Raw genomic sequence first — 20,460 nt, 5'->3', positions numbered from 1 at the left:
CCAAAGAATGAATTACTTATTGCGCCGCTTGGATTGGGAAACTCACCATTTCCACGGCCCTTGATGAATGCATTTAACGCGCGCGTGGCAAATTCAACGCAGCCGGGGTCCGGCGCTGAGATGGTTACTCGCATAGGGAATCTCCAGATAGCGAAATCCGTTTCCGTTAATCCTGGGTTATTTACTGCCGATACACTTCGCCGCACATGAGCACAGCATCAGGCCTGCGCTCATGTATCAGCGTTGATATTTGTTGGCATTCGGATTGAGTGGGGTAGATATCTTCGGTTACTGGCTGGGCGGTGCAGGTAGAGCATGAACTGACGAGTAGAACAAAACCTATGAGCATTAGTCCTCCGCTGGTTTGGCTGCTCTGAATAACAAGGTGCCTTCTGGTGCATCATTAATCCAACCGAGTGTTTTATTGCCGTTACAGCTAATGACTTGGCCGATGGGATCCAACGCTTTCAACTCTGCAAGTTGCTCACGCAGTGATGTGCTCTCTGAAACGGCACGTTCAACAATAACAAAGACTTCTTGCTGCTCACTCGCTGTCAATTTGCGGCTCAATTCAAATTCCAAAGAGTCAACTACTGAAAACGAAAACCCTTCTAGCGAACTCAGCATTGCGCTATTAATCTGCTCTTTACTCAGCATCTGCATTCCCCTCTGCCCGTTTAGCCATTTCCTTTTTGCGATAAAACATATCCATTACCACCTGAAAACCTAATGCCGTAGGCTTCTCTGTTTTGTCGGTTATCAGTTTCAGCTCTTTAGCTATCGTGGTGGCTGTGTGCCCGCAGTGGTAGCCAGCGCCGCGCTTAATAACTACTTCGGCGAGAATCACTCTGAAATCAGTTCTGCCGAAATTTGTTCCATCAAAAGCGTCATTAACAACCTCATCGGTTATTTTTAAATATTCCTGATATGCGTCATAAACACCCACTACTCACCCCCTTCAACCGGAACTGGAAGCCAATGAATAACGTGATTGGAGTCATAGCATTTACCATCAACAACAATCACGCCCCCGCTTTTACGTCGATATGACCCCACTCCAACCCCTAAATAATTCCCGGACTCATCCCATGCTTTAACTTGGGTGCCAATGTTTGGGCGCACTCGTGGAAAGAACCACGCATATTCGCCGGTATCAGTTTTAAATCGCACTACTCACCCCCTTCAACCGGATCACCTAAACTACTTAGCCAATCTCTGACTAGCTGATCTGACCTGCCCCCAGGATTAAATACAACGCTCAGTTAGTAATGTCGGATCCTTCATTCTCAGAATTACCCTTTCTCCAGTCCGCCGCAAATTCAGACGGCGTCTGATAATTCAGCGTGGAGTGCGGGCGGCACTCGTTATAATCCTGACGCCATTCACTGATGGTTTTCCTGGCATGGCTGATCTCGCTGAACCAGTGTTCATTCAGGCATTCATCGCGAAAGCGTCCGTTGAAACTCTCAATAAATCCGTTCTGTGTCGGCTTGCCGGGCTGGATAAGTCGCAGCTCCACGCCATGCTCAAAGGCCCATTGATCGAGCGCGCGGCAGGTAAACTCCGGGCCCTGATCGGTCCTTATCGTAGCCGGATAGCCGCGAAATAGCGCAATGCTGTCCAGAATACGCGTGACCTGCACACCTGAAATCCCGAAGGCAACGGTCACCGTCAGGCACTCCTTCGTGAAGTCATCCACGCAGGTCAGGCACTTGATCCTGCGACCGGTGGCCAGCGCGTCCATGACGAAATCCATCGACCAGGTCAGATTAGGTGCCGCCGGGCGGAGCAGCGGCAGACGTTCTGTTGCCAGGCCTTTACGACGTCGTCTACGTTTTACTCCCAGGTCACTGAGATGATAAAGCCGGTACACGCGCTTGTGATTAACATGAAGCCCTTCGCGGCGCAGCAGCTGCCAGATGCGGCGGTAGCCAAAACGCCTGCGCTCCAGTGCCAGTTCGGTGATGCGTCCGGATAAATGTGCATCCGACGCCGGACGCTGCGCTTCGTAGCGGCAGGTCGACAGGGACAAACCTGTCAGCCTGCAGGCACGACGTTGCGACAGACCGGTCGCATCACACATCAACACCACGGCTTCCCGCTTCTGGTCTGTCGTCAGTACTTTCGGCCCAGGGCCACCTGAAGCGCCTCCTTATCCAGCATGGCTTCGGCAAGCAGCTTCTTGAGTCTGGCGTTCTCTTCCTCAAGTGACTTCAGGCGCTTAACCTCTGGCACCTCCATACCACCATATTTTTTACGCCAGGTGTAAAACGTGGCATCGGAAATGGCATGCTTGCGGCAGAGTTCACGGGCGGATACCCCGGCTTCAGCCTCGCGGAGAATACTGATGATCTGTTGGTCGGAAAAACGCTTCTTCATGGGGATGTCCTCATGTGGCTTATGAAGACATTACTAACATCGGGGTGTGTTAATCAACGGGGAGCAGGTCAGATGGAGTGACATTGTTGTCCTGGATTGAACAGTCGTGGTAGGGCGCTCGCAATCTCTATCACCTACGACTTTTGCAACACGCAAAATCAGAGTAGCCCACAGAACATCACACATCTAAACGCCAGCCCTCACCGGTTGGCGTTTTGTTTTATATAAAGGAAAAAACTAAAATGCCCGAACTCACCCTAACAGAACCTGAAGTCATCACTGGCCACACTGATGTGATTTGCTCTACCAGTATTGAACGCATCGTTACCGGACGTAACGGCGCGCTGGCGCAGATTGAAGCATTAATCCACCAGCTTAAAGATATTTCGATACTGACCCAGAGTATCGGCGGCAAAACCGCCCTGGACTGGGCCATGAAGCAGGACTTTCGCTGCGGCTGCTGGTTAATGGAGAAATCAGAAACGGCGATGAAAGCCATTACCCGCAATCTCGATCGCAGTATCTGGCGGGATTTAATGAAAAAGTCGGGCATGCTTTCCCTCATGGATGCTCAGGCTCGTGAGCAGTGGTACAACAGCTTGGAAAGGGATGACATTCCTGCCGTCAGTGAAGCCAATATTCTCAGTACGTTTGAGCAGTTGCATCAGAGCAAAGGTGACGTATTTGAACGGGGTGTCATCAACGTCTTTAAAGGCCTGAGCTGGGATTTTAAGACGAACAGCCCCTGCAAGTTTGGCAAGAAAATCATCGTGACAGGACTGGTCAAATGTGACCGCTGGGGATTTGGGCTTAACTGGGGCCGGCGGCGAGATCAACTGGTAGACTTAGAACGAATGCTATTTCTGCTGGATGGTAAACCAATACCCGACAACCGTGGCGATATCACTATACGGTTGATGGATCATATTAGGGATAACCCTTCGACGGATGTTTACGAAGATGAGTTTTTCAGCATTCGTTATTTTCAGAAAGGAACGGCGCACTTAACCTTCAAGCGGTTGGAGTTGGTTGTTCGGATGAACAATATCATTGCTAAACATTATCCGGGGATGTTGGCTGCAGGGTAAGTACTGTATGTTTGCTATGATGAAGAAATGATCAAAGGAGGATAACATGACCACAATAACTCGTATTCAGTCACGACTGAAACGCTCAAAGTGTTATGTTTTCACCCGTGCTATGGCTACCCCGTTGTGCGGCTAAAGGTAACTTAATTTTATGTGTAATTGTAAAAAGCTCCCAACTTGTGTGGCTGAAATCGAATATCTGGATCGGGGCTTTCAGTTTTTTGGAGCCTTAATCCATAATAACTACTTCGAAACACCGGATAGTGAGTATTTCGAGCCGCAGCTTGATTACTCACAATCCATGTATCACTGCATAGAGTGCGGACAGAAATGGTATATTGAATGTGCACCAGAGCAGACTCTTTATCCAAAATTTGCTTTAAAGATTAATGAGTTAGTGCAAACACCTTCAGTGAACGAGCTGCAGGCAGCCAAACAGTATCTTTGCATACTTGCACATGGTGGGTTTGGCTCAGAAAAATGTAGGATGGCAGAATGGCAGAATGGCAGAATGTCAGAATCATAAGCTTCTAGGGCGCGAATTATGCCATCTACATATTCGATTTCCGTAGTGGTGGGGTAATAAACAGATTCAAATCCAGTTTATCGACGGGGAAGATAAAAATATCCCTACGTTCGTTGTGAATGGAATGTTGTTTGAAAGTTCAATGGGATAGAATCAGCTTGCTTAACTGAGTTTCTCTTAAGCTTACAATCCCAGCGAAATACGTTTGGGGGCCCAATTGGGGGCTCCTGAGTTTTTCGAACAGAGAAAAAACCAGTAATAGCAAGGGATATTAGGCTTCAATTCGAATCCTGCAGGGTGCAAGGTGTGCATACCTCTGCACCATTTCGATTGATTCCCAACCGCCCATTTCCTGCAAAACCTGAAGAAATTGTGATGTTGAAGAAGTAGAAACAGTATCGAGTAGCCGTCAATCGGACTGAACTGACGAAACTCAACCCTGTGTGGCCCGACTGCCAGAATAAAATACACAACCGCGATTTATGGCTCGGTCTATTTCAATCATATAGCCAGCGGCCAGCCTTGGCGGATTCGATAAGCATTCCTACAGTGAAGTCTGGCACGGGGATGGGAGCAGTTTTCTTGAATGGATTAAAAGAAAAAGGAACATCAGGGAAGTCATTTTTAATATTGAAATTCCCTTTTTGAACAGAGAATTCTTTAAAAAAATCATTCATCAGACCTTCTACTTCTAGCTCATCAATACTTAGGTCAGTGTCTAAGTCTGTATCAGGAGTTAAAGGCACTTGTTTTCTACTGAATATATAGAAGCCAGCATAAGGCCGTACAAGATCATAAATCCGCTGTTCAATATCATCTACCATAACTTATCAGCTCCCCTTGCTATCATGTTGTAGTCACGAATTGTATGGTAAGTAATCTCTGATGCGTCAGCAGCAATAATGATAATCCCAAATGGGATTTTTGTATTTCTTAAATACATTTCGTGCCGCCAAACTTCTTGCAGCAGGTGTAGAAAGTGGCATCTGAAATAGCATGCTTCCTGCACAATTCGCGGGTTGACGTCTAGGCTTCAGCCTCGCGGAGAATACTGATGATCTGTTGGTCGGAAAAACGTTTGTTCATGGGGATGTTCTCATGTGGCTTATGAAGATATTACGAACATCGGGGGGGGAATCAACGGGGAACAGGTCACAGATTTAATCTGACAGACACAGGTATAAATAACCGGAAACTGTCAGATCAAGTCTAAGCTACTACATATTATTTAAGTTGGGACTGAAGCAATTCTATTTGTGCTGTCAGCTCACTTTTCATTTCTTGTTGTAAAGATATCCACTTATTACCTGAATTAATTTTTTCTTGTGTAGAGACTTTTTTATCTTCTAACGATTTGATGCTGTGATTTTTATTATTAATATTCTGCTGAATAACCTGTTTTGAAGACAATTGGTTTTCAAACTTAGCATGACTTATCTGACCTTTATATTCGAACTTCAGTTGCGTCAATTGCTTGTTTAAGTCATTAATGTTTTTAGGCGCGTCATTAAAGTTTGTCAGCAGTTTTTGCCACTGTCTACCCTCTAGGTTTGGTGCTTTTGTCAGGGCAGAATATTGACGGCGGCCTTCTTTCTCAATATAGCCAAAATTCTTGATGGCATATTTATCGCTACCCAGATGGTCACGCCAGCTAGTAGTACCAAAACCGGTATCACGGCTATCGAAAATGAGGCCAGACTCAGCGCGTATTAGGTCTGACTCAGCGCCGCTTACATTGTGCTTTATTGCAAAATTGAGCAATTCCGTACGGCTGTTTTCCTGCTCGGTAATTTCACGTTTGATTGCCGTGATTGCGGTATTTTGCTTGGTTTCTAGTTTACTAATATAGGCTTCAGTATTTTTTTTACGCAGGCCATCTTTGGCCGCGAATTCTTCCTCTGAGGTGTTACTCAGTTTAGCCGTGAAAGGTTTAATCTCATCATGCAATTTTTTTATTTGTATGTCAGCATTGGAAATAATGTTTTGATATTTCTCGATGCTAATTTTTTTGTCGGAAATACTCATTGAAATTAGATTTACCTTACTATTAATAGTTTTTATCTGACTACTTATTTTCGCGGAATGAATGTCTTTAACAACAGGTTCAAGTTTTTTTTGAATGTTTTTAAGTTTATCTTCCTTGTCCTGATGCATGTCAGATTTCTGATCTACCAGTTTATTAAATAACCTGCTAAAAGTGTTTTCCAATGTGGCGGGATCTTTTGGGCAGGATTCCATTTTTGTCATTAACAGTTGACCAACCTCAACCTTATCACATTTGCTGAGGATTTTTTCCAACGTGTTGACGTCCTTTTTATGAATTCGACTGTCATTCTCGTTGAGTAAGTTTTTATATGCGGAAACAAAACTGTTTTGATCACGTACACTTAATGAGTTAGGCATGATTATTTTAATCTCGAATTTAAATACAATAGATATAGTGTAATAAAGTGTTATTGATCGTATAGAGCCACCGATGGAATTTCTTCCAGAAAACGCTTTTATATATTTCGCTCTTATCTGGAACTGAAGCAGTTTTTGATATTAGTTATCAAGATAGTTAAGTAAATTAATAAAAGCCTATTATGCAGTTGTAGCTAGGTGATTTTTTTGTGGGTAACGCTCGTAATAAACTTTTAAAAAAATGAGTAAATGCCATTAACCAAATTGGTTTGCGCCTTTGGTCTAGGGGATTGTTGTGCTGACAAACCAGGTACCGCCAGCTTCGGTGACCAAAACATAGCGAGGAGATAACACTCTGACTTATTCCGCCTATCTCAGCGGCAGTGGTGGAACCAATACTGTGGCTCGAGCTTTTTCACCTCGATTACCAACTTTATTTTGGCTTATCAGTAAGCCCGCGGCAGGCTCTCTGCATTTTCTATATGGTGAGATACTATGAGTAACGGTGCTTCTTTTGTAATGTCCTCCTTACTGGTGTGGCTTGTGCTACCCGTGGCGGTCTTCGGCGTGTTGGCAATGGATGCGTCGGGAAAATTAAGCATGCAGGATTCAGTCATCGACACACCCTGCGCGATTGATGCTGCTGGCCGGGAACAGGCTATTGACCTGATAACTCTTTCGCTGGAGCAAATCACCCGTGATGGCGAGCCGTCAAAGCCATTCAGTATTCACCTGGAAAATTGCGCGTTTCATGAGTTGAACCCTGACAAACAAGGCGGGGCGCATTTCATGGTGACCTTTGATGGGCTGATTATGGATGGAGGGCTGTTTGCTCTCCATGGTGGCGCTCGCGGCATCGGGTTAGATATTTCTAATGCAATAGGAAACCGCGCCATGCACTTTTAGCTGACTCACCCAATTAAGGTGGAGTTCGGTGATGTCTATATCCACGAAATTGTTGATAAGGTTTATAAACAGCCTTTTGCCTACTAGATAAATTGCAGAGGCGATCCTGACGGTAAAACGCTAAAACCAACGCCAGCGAGTTTGGTATCAAACCAAATTAAATAACATTGTACCGAGAGACCAAGGAAAACATTAGACTCTAAATCAGCGGCAGAGAGATTTAGCCTGCGTGTTACATCCATTGATTGAACTCACAGTGCGATGCTGACGTCAGTGTAAACGTTGGCCCGGATGTCAGCATTGGTAGAAATAAAATGGCCGACCTCAATTTGTAGCTTCCCCGCAAATATGTCCCTGTTGATGAAAAGTGGCTAGATTCCATGTGGCTTGCCAGGACCAGAGATTAAGATCTTTGATCTTAATAAATAGGGAAGCAAAAGTTTGTTTATAGGGCTCTATTTCGAGCTGGCTGGTATAGGTAAGTCGCTGCATATCAAGTTTGATCATTACCCAGTAGTCACCTCCATTGAGGCGTTTTTTGGTAGAGCGCCTCCCCACCGCGTGTTATATTTTTTCCTGCGAAAAAAGATGGGATATTAAATAATTCCCATAAATAAGTTGTGTATATATCGTTAGCTATCATCAGGGGAAGAAAGTAAATATTCATGTAGCGTGGGGAGATTACTTTCAATGGCGACAAGGATGTCCCTTCTGAAAACTCATTTATAAAGGATGTCGGGTTGGCTGATATCTTCCCGAAAATAAACTGAGTGATCTTTTTGACTATTGTAAAATATACATCGATCGTTGAAAAAAATTTCAAATGTTATTGTCTGGATAGAGGTGCGTTATTGCATTCACAGTAAATTTGCGTTGGCAACAATTCAGTTTTCTGTAATGTGATAAGGAATGCATAATTACCCAGCGGATTTCTGCCATTTGCTGTAAGGCCATTATCACAAAGTTGGTGTATTGTCATATAGTAAACTAGCAGGAAATATTTAAGAACATGGATTGAGATATTTGCTCATGCGTTCTCCTGATGGTATTTTCACTCATAAAGTTAAACGCCTGAGGGATCTAAAATGAAAAAACGCGTAGTAAATGCAGGGAAAATTTACTTTCTTAATTTTATATTTAATCCAAATTCAAGAACACTGCAACAAGACGATACTGTTTTGCAATTACGAAAAAAACAGTCAGATGTGCTCGCGCTACTTTGCGCAAAATACCCTGAACCAGTCTCTCAGGGGGAATTTCTTGCCGAAGTATGGGGTGGGGGATATGTCACCTCACAAAGTATAGCACAGATGATCCGTTCCCTCAGGATCAGCTTAGGCGATGATACAAAAAACATTATTATTACTATTCCAAAATTGGGCTATCAACTTACTGTCCAGCCTTGCTGGGAAGAGCCTGAGGCAGAGCCCGATAAATGTAGTTTTACAACGTTATCTCCGGGAAGTATCGAAGTGGATAATGTTTCCTTTTCCACCCAGTCGATTATTAATATCACTCCGGTTTGCGCTACTTCGATGTCAGTTATTCCTTATTCTGCCCCTAAAGCTCAGGTCAGAAAGAGGGTATCGCCCCAAACATTACTTTGGAGCGCGATAGCCGCATTTTTTTTTAGTTTGGTCTTTGCTGCGATGTCTGCCAGAAGTCATCCTTTGGATTTTATTAAAAATAATAAAAATCTCACTCCGTTACCATTAGCAGATTTCAAACCGTCAACCGACAATAATTTTTTACACTGCTGCAAAACGACTGAGGGAGTAATCTGCAATCACACAGCGTACATGTTACGTGGTAAATGTGCAGACATGAAAAAAATACCCGTAAATAATTAATAATGCCAGGTATTATAGCTAGCATCCTTTTACCAGATAACATATCAGTGGAAATACCTTTTACGCCAGTTGCCATTTAGCTGTTCACCTTATACTGAACTGCACAGACTCTGAGGCGTTATAATCCTTACACCATAACGCAAGCAAAGATGCTTGCGTTATGCTTTACAACTAATATTAAAAATCGCGGGCTGAATCCTGGTCATTTTTTGTTTATCGACAAGTGAAGCGCTCGCGGATACCTTCTTGTCTGGTCACTTCTATTTTATCGATCACCGACGTTTGGTGCGCAATAAGCGAAATGATTTTTTTGACATACTTATCATGATGCACGGGTGTCTTAGAGTGATAGTTACCGATCCCATCCCAAGTATAGCCGTAGCGCTCAATATTTTGTTTGAGTACCCATGTACCCGAGAAAACATTTGCGCAGCTATTTTCATGTAACAAAGTCTCGTCAATACCGAGTGCTTTCAAAGCCGCAAAATGTACCGTATTAATTTGCATGATGCCGACATCAACGGTGCTGTTTTTATTTCGATTTATTGCCTGCTGGCGGTTCTTTGACTCTTGCCAGATTATTGCTTTAATCACCAGTGGGTTAATTTGAAAGCACTGTGCTGCCTCAATGATGCAATCAACCTTTTGGGCCGCAACAAAAGGTGAGAGCAACATAGAGAGTGTGATAGCAATAGGAGTGAATGATTTTATTTTCATTATCAGAATACCCGGCAAAATGCCGGGATTATTAGCTAGAAGAAATTATAACGATGTATCGTCATCCGACTTAGTGAAACTTTTGTACATCATGTTATCAAAAAACATATTCACACCAAGTAACCGGAAGGTGTGCTTGTCCAGCTCCTCATCAGTATATTCTTTATACTCTTCGGTATGGCGCAAATAGGTATCGGAGTAGAGCAGCGCTTCGTTCAACTGATGCATTGAAACCGTCTTATCAGGTGAGAGTGCCCGCATCTTATCCATTAATTCGCTAAGTTTGCCCTGCGGTTTATTCTGTTGGAAATAGTGAAGTACTTTATCGTTAAAGCTTTCTTCTGCCGGCTCACTGTCTAGAGCGGGCAGTGAGGGATAGGAAATACTGCTGATGTTAGTCATGGTTTTCATCCTCGTCAGGGTTAACGGGTTCTGAGGGGCTCCGGTGGCTCATGGCGATGAGTTTCCCGGCAAGGTCACGAAGTAGGTTGGGAGTCAGGTTGTTAATGGTTTCGTTGAGAGGAACAATATTCTCATCCGCGAGCTGTAACCACGAGCGGCAAAGCGATTCACTGGGGAAACGTACTGCGTCCATGTCATTTTGCACGGTGATGTGATTGTCATCGGTATATTGGTAGTTCGAAGTGTCTGCGCCATCCGGTAGCTTAACCGCTCTGGGAATGATGATGCGCAGCGCTTTCTGGTGCCCACACTGTTCCTGCAGGTGGTGGATAATGCGTTCAACGATCATCGGATCGTGTAAAGACTGGCTGAGTGCGGTGGCGATCTGCTGGCGAAAGGCCGCCTGTCGCTTATTCTGTTGGCGCTGATACTCATCGAGCAACATCACCAGTTGGGAGAAGAACAGCTGAAAACCGGCCTGGAACGCTTTTTTCTCACAGTTTTCACGGAGTTTTACAGTTTTTAACTCGTACTCGGCATGAATTTCACTGCAACGGCTTAGGGTACGCTCCAGCGCCACGGCCATCCGCTGATGGCGGGTTCTCTCAGAGGATTTAATGACCACCTGTCGGTGCAAATCCTCGGGTAATTTATCAATAGTAATGGTGCGCATAAGTGAAAGCCATTCGTAACAAATTAATGTGATTTAGCGTTTTTGGCGCAGGGAATTGCGCCGGCGCCATGTAGGAAGGAAAGTGCAGCATCAGTCGCTGGCGAAGCGCAGCTGGCAATTCGGGGAACTGGCCGAGAATAAACACCGCACCGCAGGAAACGGTATCAAGCGGACTGCTTATTCCGTCAAGAGTGACCTGATGCAGCAGTGGCAGAGAGATGAAAGCCAATAGCCGTGGGTCAGACATCAGTACCGCGCCCTGTTCCGGTAGACGATTGCGCAGCAGATACCCGCCAATCAAATGTGCAGCAATCGGAATCAGATGCCAGCGCGCAAGCAGTAACGAAAGTGTGGCGTCGCTGGGCTGCCAGGCGGCGGGCAGGTCACCGAGTTTGCCACATTTCAGTAGCCAGAAATTGAGCAGCGTATCTTCCCGAATTTCACTTGCTCGAAACATCTCAGGCAAGTGGCTCAGGTGCGCATAGCTTGCTGGAGCATATAAAATGGACATCATGCGCTGATCTTCCACTTTCATTGTTCGGTTGCCTCATCTTCAATCAGTTCGCTAGTTTTATCCTGAGTAGAAGGCGGTCGAAGGCTGAGCTTATAGAGCATAAAGCCCGCCGTACCAGCAGCGCACAAAACCATAGCAGAAAGTATGATAATCCACTGGGCGGGGATGTTACTCGGCACTTTGGTTGGCGCAACGTACTGAATAACTGGGGCCGGGAACAACACAACCGAAATATTTTCGTAGCGCACATCGTCAAAACTGTTTTTTATTAATGTTTTGATCTGTGAAATAAACATATTGTCATCAATATCTCCTTTATAGGAGATAAGGACACCAACGTGGCCGATGGTTTTTTTGCCGCTAGTGTCGTTATTAAATGGGGGATAACTGACGTGAACGCGAGCATTCACTACCTGGGATATCATACGCAGGGATTGCTCTAGCCGCTGCTCTTGCAAAGAGATAACGCGAGCTTGTTCTGCGTTAGGTGATGCCACTAGAGAACTTTCCGGGAAAGCTTGCCCTATTTGTACGTCAGCGGCCCATGGCAGTTGGTACTGGTTAATGATAGATAGTGCAGCGGTACTTTCAGATTCCCCCACTGATACTCTATAACCGGCCTTAAGGGTTCCGTCTTTTTTTGCCGAAATATTATGCTGTTGCAAGATGGCCAGAACCTGATTGGCCTGTTCTTGGGTAAGGTTAAAAAGCAGGCTCTCGTCATTACAAGCGCTAAGCATAAAAGTTAACAGCACAGCAGCTAGGACGCGCGAATATTTGTTCATCATTATTGCGCTTTTTCCAGAGTTTCAATAGTGCTTACCGCCTTGCGGGCAAGGGTACTCACGAGGGAAACGTAGTTGCTGTATTCACCGAGATAGTTTTGTAGCATCTGCAGTTTTTGCGGATCACTGGTGAAATGCGGGGACTGGCTGAGGGTGTTAATCACATTTTTAAACTGTGTATCGGTTTCGCTGAGTTTATTAAATGTGCTGGATACCAAATTATTAAAATTTTGGTCATGCACACTAACGGATACATTATCTTCAAGGTTTGTACTGTCTGGCGAGAGCCGGGTTAATGCTGACAGTGCTTCATTAAATTGACTCATAATCACTCCGAAGTAGAAAAGGGTACGAGAGGATCCCGTACCCGGATGAATTAACGGAAGTTCTGAATAATTGCCGCGCCAATATCCTTATATGCTTTTACGGTACTGGTCTGGGCGTTACGAAACAGAGTGTATTGCTGCAGTTTAGCCTGATAGTTAGCTAGCACGGATGGGTCGGAAGGGTCTTTTTCCAGCGCCTTTTGAGCATCCTTTAATTCGTCTATCATAGATTTAGCGCCTGCTTCGAAGCCGGCAGATACTTTATCTAGGAAGTAACCGTTATAATCCACGGCAGGTGTATTTGGATCAGGCATTTATATATCCTTTTTTAGTGGGAAGTACCAATGACGAGGATTTAAAAACAGATAGCCATTAGAGGAGTCAAGATATGACTTATCCTGTAGCCAGTTTTCATCGAGATTAATTGAGAAATTAATAACGCGAGTTCCCCATTGGTGATTGAATTCTTTAATGAAATACTGCAAGGCTCGAAGAGTGGTATCGCTGAGAGCGTCACGGACCACTAAAGCATAACCATTAGAAGTATTAATTTGGCGGTAATAAATATGCAGGCGGTCCAGCCCTTGGCGAGCCTCCTGTAATAATTGAGCTTTAGTTTTCACCAAAGTTTTAATGTCGAGCGCAAATGGAATTTTTTGTAAAGCAACCGATTTGAATTGTTCCTCTTCCTGTGGAGTTAATCCCCTGTAGAGTGCAATGGTCGGATATTGTGGTTTGGAATAATCAATTTGTAGTACTGGATAACCTGCTTTAGTCAGTTGTGATATCGCCTCATTCTTCTGCTGAGACAACCAGACAAGAACCACGCTATTGTTGCTATTCTTTTCCTGCAATTTGAAAATCGCTTCCTGTGCCCATTCCATTGCCTGGTATTTTGTCGCCAGAACATAAATTAAATTATTATCATGGCCACGGACAATTTCCAGAGGCATTGGTGCGCCAGCCAGAACTTCATTTAGCGTTAATACCTGTTGATCGTTGTCTAGCTTTTTATACCAGATAACCGCCGCAGCAAGCAGTAATAGTAATAGCGCGATTGAACCGATAATCAGGGTATGACTTTTTTTTATATTAAATTCCTCTAGCTTTTCCTGCTTGATAAATTCAGCATCGAATAAAGGAGGAAGATTAAAGTTTTTAATATCTTCAGGCCATTCATCTTCGCTGCACTTAATGGCAAAACGAATATGTTCGTGGAGAAAGATTTCATTCTCATTCAGCAGCGCCGGATAACTTTTATCCACCCCTTGGACTTCAAGGCGATAACCTCCCGTCGATTCTTCATCCTCAAAAGGCGCTGACAAGCGTAAAATAATATTGGGTGACGGCATATCGCAGGGTAAATAAAGCGTATTCTGCGTATAGGTTACGGCATGATCTCCGGCAGAAATTGATGCGGCTGAGGTATCCTGGAGCGCAAGTCCTGGGTTGATAATCAGAAAGTAATCATCTGCCGGAAGGTGGAGTTCACAGCCAAACATGGGACCAAACAGTACCTTCAGGGTGAATTTTTTCTGTGCCTCGGGTGCGGGCATCTCATCGGTTATTTTATTCATGTCGCTGTTCATAGAAAAAGGGCCATTAAAAATATCAAACAAGTAACCGGACGGCAGCAGAGTCCCTCGCGATTTTATTATGCAACTGACTAATGTAAGTAATATCGCTTAATAGTAACGATTCAAACAGTACTAGAATATATTGAAAATTAAATTCATTACTTCTAGTAATGATAATCTTATTAAGCTTAACACGGCTGTGGCTACTTCTACTTTTGAGAATATGCACTCTATCTTTATTGGAATGTGAACTCAATGCTTAATTTTTGATCTTTTGTTGAATATTTTTATATAAATTATTATTTTTTTTACTTTTCGGAATTTGCGTTGACCATTAATATTTTTCTGATACCTTCTTTAGTAATTCGAGATTCTGATATCACTAAGCATTAATTTATTCTTTTAATATTACTGCTAAGCTTACTGAAATGAGATTAAAATATGCTTATTAGCGATATTCAATGCCAGCAGAGAAATACAATGCGGCAACGTGGCGATGATGGCGAGTTTATTGCAATGCCCCTTAATGTGAACGATGAAATTATTAAATTAAATAATGGCGTGCTGTTTGCAAGACCTCTGGATAATGAATCCGTTATGGTTTTACTTACCTCAGGTGAACAGAATAAGGACTTTGATGGTCGTCTGGAAGAGATTACTCAGCCTTTTGTATTAGCGACGCTGGATAGTATGAAGATTATTCTTAGTGGCAAGTGGGTTATTGAAACGCTGACTATGTCACAGGCGACGACGCTTTTTTCATTCTTAGATTATCAGGCTAAATCTCGCAGCGCTATTTCCGAACGAGGCGAGCAGGAAAAGAATTCTTCATTATTAATGCATACGGAACGAAACTTGGCAGTATTGGTTGAGAAAGAATATAAATCGATAATGGAAATGCTGATTTCTACGTTATTGAAGCTACAAGATCGCCAGTTGGAAAGTCTGTTCTCTTTTATCAGGAATGTAGAAAGCTATTGGATTGCACATTTTCTGTTATCCCAGGTTATGAATGAAGATAAAGAGAGTGACAGACATAAAATTGGTAATGCCAGTAAGATCTACGGTGTGTCTGAATCTTATTTTAGAAAACTTTGTCACCATGCTTTTACCCGGGGGCCAAAAAAACAATTACGCCTCTGGCGCGCCGCACACAGTGCCTTGCAGTTAATAGAGAAAGATAACTCGATCGCGGCTATTGCAGGAAATAATGGTTACGCATCGTCATCTCACTTTTCCAGTGAAATTAAATCACTTTTTGGCATCACACCGAGGGAGTTTAAAAAAATGGAAGGCTTACTTCATGAATAAGATGGTTGTGAAAGTACCAGCTCGCTATCTGCCGTATTTATTATTGGGGGTCATAAGCTGTCATTCGGCGCTAGCCGCGCTTTTGGATCCCCAAGATATGCAGGGAGGCTCGGCCGATGTCCGCAATATTGCGCGGGATGACGAAAATACATATATCGCCAGTAATAACAGTGTGCAGCAGCTCTTTTTTGTTATCGGTGGTGCGCTTCATAAACCCTTTATTGTTAGCACTGAAGCGGCCAAAAAAAAGGTTTCCGGAAATTTCGACCTCAGTAAACCTAAAGAGTTGTTGAATACGTTAGCTGCTCGTACCGGGCTTATTTGGTATGACGATGGCAGTTCCGTCTACATCTACGATACCAGTGAGTTACAAAGCAGCATCGTGCGTTTGTCCTATGCGCCTTTTGACCGTCTGGTCGCCTATATAAAATCGTCAGGATTGTATGATGCCCGCTTTCCGCTGCGTTCGGATGGACGTTCTGGATCGTTTTATGTCTCTGGGCCACCAGTCTACGTGGAGCTTATTAAGGCGGCGGCAAAGTATATTGATGAAACCTATGCCCGCCCTGGAACAGGTGAAAGTACTATTCGTGTGATCAAACTGAAAAATACTTTTGTTAACGATCGCACCTTTACCCAGCGTGATACCCCGATTACCGTACCCGGCGTTGCGACGGCCTTGAACCAGTTGCTGAACAACTCTGGCGATAGCGGCAGCGGACGTCTGGCCCCGGCTGGCGCGAACATCACTATTGATAGTGATACTCGAGGTGCGCTTGAGGCGGCTTCGGCCACTCAAAAAGGTAATTTTCCACCATTGCCCTCTTTTAATTCGGCACCCGCGGCGAAGCGTCAGTATGAGCCAGATGCCCTCGGCCAGTCGTCTATCAGTATCGTAGGTTACTCGGATACCAACAGTCTGCTTATTCAGGGTTCCGAGCGGCAGGTGAGTTTTGTTGAGGATTTAGTCAGCGCGATTGATATTCCAAAGCAACAGATCCAGCTGTCGCTATGGATCATTGATATCTCGAAGGATGATATTAATGAGTTGGGTATTCTCTGGCAGGGTGCAGCAAAACTGGGAAATACCGGTGTCTCCTTTAATACCAGCTCGCTGACCCCAGAAGGCAGTATTCATTTTCTGGCGGATGTTTCTGCGCTTGCGAAAAAAGGTAATGCTCAGGTGGTTTCACGGCCAGAGATCCTGACTCAGGAAAATGTTCCAGCGCTGTTTGATAACAACAGTAGCTTTTACGCCAAGTTAGTGGGGGAGCGTAACTCTTCTCTCGAAAAAGTCACTTACGGCACCATGATTAGCGTCTTGCCGCGCTTGGCACAGCGTCAGCAGGAAATCGAAATGATCCTGAATATTCAGGACGGCGGGCTGCCGCTCAACGCTGATGGTAAAACCCAAAATGTCGATAGCCTGCCAATGGTAAATAACACCCAGATCAGCACTGAAGCACGGGTGCCTGTCGGGTATAGCCTGTTGGTTGGCGGTTATAGTCGCGATCAGGATGAGTTCCATAGCGTCGGTATTCCGTTACTGCGTGACATTCCTATGTTGGGCAAGCTGTTCGATTACAGCTATACCAGCCACAAAAAAATGGTTCGTTTGTTCCTTATTCAGCCTGGGCTGCTGGCTAGCGGCGAAACCTGGCAGGGGCGGGAAGAGAGTAATCCAGTGCTGGGCCGTACATGGGTGGGGAACGAGGTCACGTTGAAATCAACGGTATCCATGCTACGCGAAACGATGAAAAACAATTAAGGACCAGTTAAGTCATGGATATTCGTTCTGTTGCTGGTGTTGACTTTAATCGTATTGAAACTCAAATGCCGGACAGCCGCGCGGGTCAGCCTGTTTATGATGCAGGTGAGGATGCGTTACCTGTAAATTTGCAGCAAGAGATGAGTAATGCCGCAGAGGAAATGGCCGATCTCCTCAGCGCATTTGGCCGCTTTAGCAAAGCAGGACGCAAAAATGACAATGCAGATAATGATTTTGTTTCTTCGATGCTTGAGGATCAGGCAGATGAAAAACTGGATACTTTGATAAGGCACGTGGCCAAACTGCGTGATCTGAATAACTTATTGAATTTCGCTCGTCAACTCTTCCCTAATGACAGCGATTTAATGCTCGCGCTGCGCGAAATGTTATTAAGCCGCCAGCTCTCGGAACTCCAGAAGAAGAAAATAAAAGAAGCAATCGCCGATTTAGAAAAATTTGGTGATAGTAAAAAAATGCAGTCAGGTATTAATGTCGGCCGTCTGGCAAAACGGTTTATTGATGGCAGCGGCGACAAACCACTTTCAGCCAAGGACTTGCGTAATAGTTATCTCAATTTTCTCGAACTGGAGATGCCCGCGGGCTTTATCTACAAAGACTGGATTGATGTTTATGGTTATCAGAACAGAACGCGCTTATTAGCTTTCACACTGTCGGCCCTCATTGCCGACATGAAGGCAAATGAACCCGGCATTCATTTCTCTGAGTTTGGCCCACTCAGCGCAAAATTATCCGACGCGCGTTTGTTGCATACCCTGGACCAACTGCTGAATGAGAGTTTTGCTAAATTCCCATTCCGGGAACAGATGAGAAACAATCAGGTGATGCTGGGCGAAGCGGATATTGTTGAGCTCTATATAGCGGGATTAGTTGACACTGACGAATTTAAACTAACGTTAAAAGAGTTCAGTAAAAACTTTATGTCGTTGCTATTGCTAAAACAGCGGTCAATGGTTATTCAACAATTGCGCAGTATTTATAATATGACCCCTGAGTTTCTTTTTGCCGATGCTATTTATCGTGGAGTCATTACCAACTATCTGGCTTCTCTGCTGCGCACAATGTCCAAGAAAGAGAAGAATACCGGTATCTGGAATGAATATTACAAATAATTGCGGGCAAAAATAAATTGTCTGCTGCGGAAAGATGTGTAACTACTCATGCTTAGAATGTTTATTCTCCAAATTCGCAATAGGCCTGAACTCATTATCCTGACGATAATGGTCATGGTCGTTGTAATGTTAATTATACCATTGCCGACGTACTTGGTTGATTTTCTTATCGGCCTCAACCTGATAATAGCCTTATTAATTTTTCTTGGTTCATTTTATATTACAAGGATTCTGGATTTTTCGACTTTTCCGTCGATTCTATTAATCAGTACTATTTTCCGCTTGGCTATTTCTATCAGTACCAGCCGTTTGGTGTTAGCGGATGCCGATGCTGGGGAAATTATCACTAGCTTCGGGGAGTTCGTTATTGCAGATAATCTGGTCGTGGGCTTTGTTATTTTCTTCATTGTGACCATTGTGCAGTTTATTGTAATAACCAAAGGCTCGGAGCGTATTGCGGAAGTGGCCGCACGCTTTTCTCTGGATGCTATGCCAGGCAAGCAGATGAGCATCGATGCCGACCTAAAAGCTGGGGTCATCGATGAAAAGGAAGTAAAACGACGCCGTAGCGATCTCGAAGCAGAGAGCCAGCTATATGGTGCGCTCGATGGGGCGATGAAGTTTATTAAAGGCGACGCCATCGCGGGAATTATTATTATCTTCGTTAACCTCCTGGGAGGTATTGCCGTTGGCACCTTACAGCACGGTATGGATTTATCCCATGCAGTGTCGGTGTTTACATTATTAACCATCGGTGATGCGCTAGTCGCGCAAATACCAGCATTGCTTATCTCAATAAGCGGTGGCCTTATTGTCACGCGTGTTAATAACAGTGAGAACACCAACCTTGGTGCCAAAATTTTGCAGGATATGTTCCACAATAAATTTATCCTGCTTATTACGGCTATTCTGGCGATTGCTCTGGGGATGCTGCCGGGCTTTCCATTATTGGTGTTTGTCCTACTGGCAGCCTTATTAATGGGGGTTTTCATCAAGGATAAGATTGATGAAAAGAAAGGTAAGAAGCCAGTCCATAACGCCGCAGAAGAGGACGAAGAGCCAGTACTGAAAAGTAAGCCAGTGATGATTGACGGTGAGTATATCCCTGAAACTATCCCGTTAATTATTACTGCCTGGAAAGGGTATGAACATTATTTCCAGGAGCACAATTTGTGTTCGCTGCTTAAGCGCAACTTCTTTATTGAATATGGTGTTCGTCTCCCTGAAGTGGTGATGAATTATGACCAGCAGATGGTGCGCGGCAAATTAACGGTGGCTATCAATGAAATTCAGGTTAGCGCGTATGACATTTTACCCGGCATGTGCAAGGTACTGATGCGTGGCGACGAACTGCAAATTATTGATGAAAACGTTCAGTCCATTGAAACCGCTCAGGGTATTGCGTACTGGATCCCGGAAGAGAATAGCGAAACGGCGTTGCAGCTTGGTTTTTACTCAAGAACGGCGGTCGATGAGTTCTATGCCTGCGTCTCAACTTTGCTGGTACACAATATCTCCGAGTTTTTCGGTATTCAGGAAGCCAAAACATTGCTTGACGATCTGGAGAAAAAACATCCTGAATTACTGAAAGAGTGTTACCGAAATAATACCGTACAACGTATTACTGAAGTATTCCAACGACTATTACAGGAACGGATTTCTATTCGAAATATGCGTCTTATTCTTGAGGCCTTAGTGCAATGGGCTCCGAAGGAAAAGGACCCAATTATGCTGGTGGAGCATGTTCGCGGCGTATTATCGCGTTATATCTCTAACCGTTTTGCTTCCAATGGGCAGATTCGTACTCTGGTTATGTCGCACGATATGGAAAGTTTAGTGCGCGGCGGAATACGCCAAACTTCAGGCGGCACATTTATCAATCTGCCGCCACCGGAAACCGAAAGTATTATTAGAAGCTTGGAAATGTGTATCAACAGTAATGGCGCCAACGCTCGCGATATTATTTTAATGGTGTCGCTGGATATCCGCCGTTTTGTGAAAAAAATTATCGAAGGAAGCTACCCGGAAATGGAAGTGCTTTCTTATGGCGACGTTGCATCCGGCGTGGATGTTGATGTTATTGGTTCATTAGAAAACTAGTTCGA

22 protein-coding genes and 3 pseudogenes are annotated in these 20,460 nt (G+C 44.3%); 8 read left to right on the top strand and 17 right to left on the bottom strand.

The features are described from left to right. Positions 1-348: 348 nt before the first annotated feature. The 4 genes from D5F51_RS22620 to D5F51_RS13285 all read right to left on the bottom strand — a co-directional run bounded on the left by D5F51_RS22620 (position 349) and on the right by D5F51_RS13285 (position 2,379). Positions 349-657 (bottom strand): hypothetical protein, encoded by a 309-nt coding sequence (locus D5F51_RS22620; protein WP_206197182.1) that lies wholly within the window; start codon positions 655-657, stop codon positions 349-351. Continuing rightward, complete coding sequence (locus D5F51_RS13295; RefSeq protein ID WP_129197254.1) at positions 647-946, bottom strand: hypothetical protein; 300 nt, start codon at positions 944-946, stop codon at positions 647-649. Before D5F51_RS13295 ends, D5F51_RS22620 begins: the two co-directional genes overlap by 11 nt. After that, the gene (locus D5F51_RS13290) at positions 946-1,170 is read right to left on the bottom strand and encodes a hypothetical protein (protein ID WP_129195587.1); all 225 of its coding nucleotides are present in this window, start codon (positions 1,168-1,170) and stop codon (positions 946-948) included. Before D5F51_RS13290 ends, D5F51_RS13295 begins: the two co-directional genes overlap by 1 nt. Positions 1,171-1,258: 88 nt before the next feature. Continuing rightward, a protein-coding gene (locus D5F51_RS13285) for an IS3 family transposase (RefSeq protein WP_129197252.1) occupies positions 1,259-2,379 on the bottom strand; the annotation gives its coding sequence in 2 pieces (ribosomal slippage) (positions 1,259-2,121 and positions 2,121-2,379; 1,122 coding nt in all). Positions 2,380-2,621: 242 nt separating this feature from the next. On the opposite strand from D5F51_RS13285, the gene D5F51_RS13275 reads away from it, so the two are divergent. Together D5F51_RS13275 and D5F51_RS13270 are read left to right on the top strand one after the other, a co-directional pair. Further along, positions 2,622-3,467 (top strand): DUF4942 domain-containing protein, encoded by an 846-nt coding sequence (locus tag D5F51_RS13275; protein WP_129197250.1) that lies wholly within the window; start codon positions 2,622-2,624, stop codon positions 3,465-3,467. Positions 3,468-3,648: 181 nt separating this feature from the next. Continuing rightward, the gene (locus D5F51_RS13270; protein ID WP_245994802.1) at positions 3,649-3,993 is read left to right on the top strand and encodes a hypothetical protein; all 345 of its coding nucleotides are present in this window, start codon (positions 3,649-3,651) and stop codon (positions 3,991-3,993) included. 271 nt (positions 3,994-4,264) lie between these two features. Here the strand turns inward: D5F51_RS13270 and D5F51_RS22665 are convergent. From D5F51_RS22665 to D5F51_RS13255, 5 genes and pseudogenes are all read right to left on the bottom strand, one after another. Then, positions 4,265-4,360, bottom strand: a pseudogene (locus D5F51_RS22665) (hypothetical protein); the annotation flags it as partial. A 130-nt stretch (positions 4,361-4,490) separates the two neighbouring features. Then, a complete protein-coding gene (locus tag D5F51_RS13265) occupies positions 4,491-4,817 on the bottom strand; it encodes a DUF1493 family protein (RefSeq protein ID WP_129197248.1) in 327 nt (108 codons plus the stop codon). Beyond that, positions 4,811-4,906, bottom strand: a pseudogene (locus D5F51_RS23010) (STM2901 family protein); the annotation flags it as partial. The gene D5F51_RS13265 and the pseudogene D5F51_RS23010, both read right to left, overlap by 7 nt. A 35-nt stretch (positions 4,907-4,941) precedes the next feature. After that, a pseudogene (locus D5F51_RS13260) lies at positions 4,942-5,079 on the bottom strand (transposase); the annotation flags it as partial. A 138-nt stretch (positions 5,080-5,217) separates the two neighbouring features. Then, positions 5,218-6,396 (bottom strand): hypothetical protein, encoded by a 1,179-nt coding sequence (locus D5F51_RS13255; protein ID WP_129197246.1) that lies wholly within the window; start codon positions 6,394-6,396, stop codon positions 5,218-5,220. 495 nt (positions 6,397-6,891) lie between these two features. Here D5F51_RS13255 and D5F51_RS13250 point away from each other — a divergent pair, with 495 nt between their 5' ends. Next, a complete protein-coding gene (locus D5F51_RS13250; RefSeq protein WP_025377497.1) occupies positions 6,892-7,302 on the top strand; it encodes a fimbrial protein in 411 nt (136 codons plus the stop codon). Between the two features lie 1,085 nt (positions 7,303-8,387). After that, positions 8,388-9,152, top strand: a complete 765-nt coding sequence (locus D5F51_RS13245) for a transcriptional regulator (protein ID WP_087769617.1) — start codon at positions 8,388-8,390, stop codon at positions 9,150-9,152. Between the two features lie 213 nt (positions 9,153-9,365). On the opposite strand, the gene D5F51_RS13240 is transcribed toward D5F51_RS13245, so the two are convergent. From D5F51_RS13240 to D5F51_RS13205, 8 genes are read right to left on the bottom strand one after another with little or no spacing between them, the layout of a single operon-like run. Further along, a complete protein-coding gene (locus D5F51_RS13240) occupies positions 9,366-9,869 on the bottom strand; it encodes a lytic transglycosylase domain-containing protein (RefSeq protein WP_129197244.1) in 504 nt (167 codons plus the stop codon). Between the two features lie 45 nt (positions 9,870-9,914). Then, a complete protein-coding gene (locus D5F51_RS13235; protein WP_129197242.1) occupies positions 9,915-10,271 on the bottom strand; it encodes a type III secretion system protein in 357 nt (118 codons plus the stop codon). Then, positions 10,264-10,944 carry a type III secretion protein gene (locus tag D5F51_RS13230; RefSeq protein WP_129197240.1) on the bottom strand — a complete coding sequence of 227 codons (681 nt, stop codon included), beginning with the start codon at positions 10,942-10,944 and terminating at the stop codon, positions 10,264-10,266. Before D5F51_RS13230 ends, D5F51_RS13235 begins: the two co-directional genes overlap by 8 nt. Next, entirely contained in the window at positions 10,925-11,479 is a 555-nt protein-coding gene (locus tag D5F51_RS13225) for a type III secretion protein (RefSeq protein WP_129197238.1), read from the bottom strand. The genes D5F51_RS13230 and D5F51_RS13225 overlap by 20 nt, the downstream gene beginning before the upstream one ends. After that, positions 11,476-12,243 carry a type III secretion system inner membrane ring lipoprotein SctJ gene (gene sctJ / locus D5F51_RS13220; protein ID WP_227478327.1) on the bottom strand — a complete coding sequence of 256 codons (768 nt, stop codon included), beginning with the start codon at positions 12,241-12,243 and terminating at the stop codon, positions 11,476-11,478. The genes D5F51_RS13225 and sctJ overlap by 4 nt, the downstream gene beginning before the upstream one ends. A gap of 2 nt (positions 12,244-12,245) precedes the next feature. Beyond that, positions 12,246-12,569, bottom strand: a complete 324-nt coding sequence (gene sctI / locus D5F51_RS13215; RefSeq protein ID WP_129197236.1) for a type III secretion system inner rod subunit SctI — start codon at positions 12,567-12,569, stop codon at positions 12,246-12,248. Positions 12,570-12,619: 50 nt separating this feature from the next. Continuing rightward, complete coding sequence (gene sctF / locus D5F51_RS13210) at positions 12,620-12,883, bottom strand: type III secretion system needle filament subunit SctF (RefSeq protein WP_129197234.1); 264 nt, start codon at positions 12,881-12,883, stop codon at positions 12,620-12,622. Further along, the gene (locus D5F51_RS13205) at positions 12,884-14,146 is read right to left on the bottom strand and encodes a PrgH/EprH family type III secretion apparatus protein (RefSeq protein WP_245994801.1); all 1,263 of its coding nucleotides are present in this window, start codon (positions 14,144-14,146) and stop codon (positions 12,884-12,886) included. It abuts the gene before it with no gap. Positions 14,147-14,587: 441 nt separating this feature from the next. On the opposite strand from D5F51_RS13205, the gene D5F51_RS13200 reads away from it, so the two are divergent. Genes D5F51_RS13200 through D5F51_RS13185 form a run of 4 tightly spaced genes read left to right on the top strand, consistent with a single transcriptional unit; the run spans position 14,588 to position 20,455 of the window. Further along, positions 14,588-15,457 carry a helix-turn-helix domain-containing protein gene (locus tag D5F51_RS13200; protein WP_129197230.1) on the top strand — a complete coding sequence of 290 codons (870 nt, stop codon included), beginning with the start codon at positions 14,588-14,590 and terminating at the stop codon, positions 15,455-15,457. After that, complete coding sequence (gene sctC / locus D5F51_RS13195; RefSeq protein WP_087769616.1) at positions 15,450-17,225, top strand: type III secretion system outer membrane ring subunit SctC; 1,776 nt, start codon at positions 15,450-15,452, stop codon at positions 17,223-17,225. Before D5F51_RS13200 ends, sctC begins: the two co-directional genes overlap by 8 nt. Before the next feature lie 14 nt (positions 17,226-17,239). Further along, on the top strand, positions 17,240-18,355 hold the full coding sequence (sctW, locus tag D5F51_RS13190) for a type III secretion system gatekeeper subunit SctW (protein WP_025377509.1): 1,116 nt from the start codon (positions 17,240-17,242) through the stop codon (positions 18,353-18,355). A 48-nt stretch (positions 18,356-18,403) separates the two neighbouring features. Then, positions 18,404-20,455, top strand: a complete 2,052-nt coding sequence (locus tag D5F51_RS13185) for an EscV/YscV/HrcV family type III secretion system export apparatus protein (protein ID WP_129197228.1) — start codon at positions 18,404-18,406, stop codon at positions 20,453-20,455. Positions 20,456-20,460 lie beyond the last annotated feature (5 nt).

The organism is Yersinia hibernica (assembly GCF_004124235.1).
GTDB classification, from domain to species: domain Bacteria; phylum Pseudomonadota; class Gammaproteobacteria; order Enterobacterales; family Enterobacteriaceae; genus Yersinia; species Yersinia hibernica.
This window is presented reverse-complemented; position numbering and strand designations above follow the sequence as displayed.